This window comes from Pseudomonas sp. SDO5522_S412, assembly GCF_054071215.1.
Genome location: NZ_JBSVWQ010000383.1, coordinates 1 through 2,944, shown reverse-complemented (window position 1 = coordinate 2,944; position 2,944 = coordinate 1). Strand labels below are relative to the sequence as shown.

Sequence of the window (2,944 nt, the reverse complement as noted above, 5' to 3'; positions counted from 1 at the left end):
ACACCGCATTCGCGAGCAAGCCCGCTCCCACATTTGATCTCTATTGCCTGTAGGGGCGGATTCAGGCCAGTTCGGTGGCGGTGTTTTTTACGACCGCCAGCTCGGGATGCGCCACCAACTTATCGATGTGCAATTCATCGTTGTTGAGCCAGGTTTCCGTCAGCACGCGGTAGTGCTCCATGTCCCGGCAGCGCATGCGCAGGCTGTAGTCGAACGGCCCGCTGATCAACTGGCACTCGAACACTTGCGGGCAGGCTTTGACACATGCCTCGAACGCCTTCTGCGCCGAGCGCCCGCTCTGGTTGGAGAGGGCCACCAGCACCAGCAGTGACAGCCCCGGCGAGACCATCTGCACGTCGATGATCGCCCCATAACCCCGGATGACCCCGCGTCGTTCCAGCTTGCGTACCCGTTCCAGGCACGGCCTGGGCGTCAGGTGCACCAGCGACGAGAGTTTTTCGTAGGTGATGCGTCCCTGGTGCCGTAACACGTCGATGATGGCTTCATCGATGCGGTCCAGCACAGGTGAGGCGTTCGGTCCGGTGGCCTTGGTATCCATGGTGTGTGGTGTTCACTTCAATCGGTTGGAAAGAAATTGCTGCAAGCGTTCGCTGTTCGGCTGGTCGAGGATATCCGCTGCGCCTTGTTCCTCGACGCGGCCCTGATGCAGGAACAGCACTTGGCTGGACACCTGGCGGGCAAAGCCCATTTCGTGGGTGACCATGAGCATGGTACGACCTTCCTCCGCCAACGTCTGTATGACTTTGAGCACTTCTCCTACAAGTTCAGGGTCGAGGGCCGAAGTGGGTTCGTCGAACAGAATGATCTCCGGTTCCATCGCCAGGGCCCGGGCGATGGCCACGCGCTGTTGCTGGCCGCCGGAGAGGAATGCCGGGTATTGGTCCGCCACCCGGCCCGGCAGGCCGACCTTGTCGAGGTACAGGCGTGCGCGTTTTTCCGCCTCGGCGGCGCTCACCCCCAGCACCCGGCGCGGCGCCATGGTGATGTTTTCCAGCACGGTCATGTGGCTCCACAGGTTGAAGTGCTGGAACACCATGGCCAGGCGGGTGCGCAGGTTCTGCAATTGCGCCTGGTGCGGCGCGCGCGTGCCGGCGCGGCCTTGCTGCATTTCGATGCTGATGCCATCGAGGGTGATAACCCCGGCGTCCGGCTGTTCGAGGAAGTTGATGCAGCGCAGCATCGTGCTCTTGCCGGAGCCGCTGGCGCCGATCAGGCTGATCACGTCGCCGTTGCGCGCGTTCAGTGAAACGCCCTTGAGCACCTCATGCTCGCCATAGCGTTTGTGCAGGCCTTCGACCTGGAGTTTGACGTTGGCGTTTTCGGCCACGGCGACCGGCTGGGTAGCGGGGCGTACATCGGTGGGATAAGCGGCCAGGGCCTGCGCGGACTGATTCATGGGTTAGCCTCGGGTAGGAACAAGAAAACGCATCCAGCGACGTTCGGCCAGTCGAAACAGGCCCACCAGTGCAAAGGACAGCAGCATGTACAACAGGGCAGCGATGCCGAAGGCCTGGAACGTCAGGAACGTCTCGGCGTTGGCGTCGCGGGCCACCTTGAGGATGTCGGCAATGGTGGCGGTGAACGCCAGGGACGTGGCGTGCAGCATCAGGATCATTTCATTGCTGTAGGCCGGCAGTGCGCGACGCAGTGCGGCGGGCACTACCACAAACAGGTTCAGGCGCCAGCCATGCAGGCCGTAGGCCTTGGCGGCTTCGATCTCGCCGTGGGGGATGTTGCGAATCGCCCCGGCAAAGATTTCCACGGTGTAGGCGCACGTGTTCAGTACAAACGCCAGCAGCGTGCAGTTCAGTGCATTGCGAAAAAACTGGTTGAGCAGGGCGTTGTCCTGCACCACGTCCAGGCCGTAGAGGCCGGTGTAGCAAATCAGCAACTGGATATACAGCGGCGTGCCGCGAAACAGGTAGGTGTAGACCTCCACTGGCCAGCGAATCCAGAAGTGTTCCGACACCCGCGCGATCGCCAGCGGGATCGACAGGATGAAGCCCAGCACCACCGAGATAATGAACAGCCACAGGGTCATCGCCACCCCGGAAAAGCCGTTACCGTCGGTGAACAGGTAGGCCAGGCCGTATTGCTGGATCAGTTCGATCATCGCACCATCCCCTTGATGCCCACGTTGTAGCGCCGTTCCAGGCGTTTGAAGATGCGGTTGGAGAGGGTGGTGATCACCAGGTACACCAGGCCCGCGAGGATCAGGAAATACAGCGGGTCATTGGTGGTCTTGCCGGCGTTTTGTGCGGCCTTGACCAGGTCTGACAGGCCGATGATCGACACCAGCGCGGTGGACTTGAGCAGCACCAGCCAGTTGTTGCCCAGGCCCGGCAGGGCAAAGCGCATCAGTTGCGGGAACAGCACCAGGCGAAAGCGCTGCCAGCGGCTCAGGCCGTAGGCGGTGGCGGCTTCGAGTTGGCCGGCGGGCACGCTGAGAATCGCCCCGCGAAAGTTTTCGGTGAAATACGCACCGTAGATAAAACCGAGGGTGATGACACCGGCGGTGAACGGGTCGATTTCGAAGTAGGCCCAGCCGAGCATTTCACTCAGGTCGTTCAGCCACAGTTGCAGGCTGTAGAAAATCAGCAGGATCAGCACCAGGTCCGGCACGCTGCGAATCAGCGTGGTGTAGAGCGTTGCCGGAACCCGCAGCAGCTTGACGCTGGAGAGCTTGGCGGCGGCGGCGAGCAGTCCCAGGGACAGGCTCAGCAGCAGCGCCAGGAACGCCAGCTTGACCGTCATCCAGGCACCCTGGGCCAGCAGCGGGCCGAAGCCTTGCAAGTTGAGGAGTTCATTCATGGGAAGTATCTCGATGGGGCGCAGAGTTTTACTGTGGGAGCGAGCTTGTGTGGGAGCGGGCTTGCTCGCGAAGACAGAGTTTCAGTCAATACATGTGTGACTGACCCACCGC

General features: G+C 61.6%; 4 protein-coding genes. All 4 read right to left on the bottom strand.

Translation table 11 applies throughout. The annotated features are described in order from the left end of the window. Positions 1 to 61: 61 nt before the first annotated feature. From ACW9I6_RS31775 to ACW9I6_RS31760, 4 genes are read right to left on the bottom strand one after another with little or no spacing between them, the layout of a single operon-like run. Positions 62 to 559 carry an Lrp/AsnC family transcriptional regulator gene (locus ACW9I6_RS31775; RefSeq protein ID WP_003208571.1) on the bottom strand — a complete coding sequence of 166 codons (498 nt, stop codon included), beginning with the start codon at positions 557 to 559 and terminating at the stop codon, positions 62 to 64. A gap of 12 nt (positions 560 to 571) precedes the next feature. Continuing rightward, entirely contained in the window at positions 572 to 1,417 is an 846-nt protein-coding gene (locus ACW9I6_RS31770) for an ABC transporter ATP-binding protein (RefSeq protein WP_256344069.1), read from the bottom strand. Positions 1,418 to 1,420: 3 nt separating this feature from the next. Then, positions 1,421 to 2,134, bottom strand: a complete 714-nt coding sequence (locus ACW9I6_RS31765; RefSeq protein ID WP_003208574.1) for an ABC transporter permease — start codon at positions 2,132 to 2,134, stop codon at positions 1,421 to 1,423. Then, positions 2,131 to 2,832, bottom strand: a complete 702-nt coding sequence (locus ACW9I6_RS31760; RefSeq protein ID WP_008434488.1) for an ABC transporter permease — start codon at positions 2,830 to 2,832, stop codon at positions 2,131 to 2,133. The genes ACW9I6_RS31765 and ACW9I6_RS31760 overlap by 4 nt, the downstream gene beginning before the upstream one ends. Positions 2,833 to 2,944 lie beyond the last annotated feature (112 nt).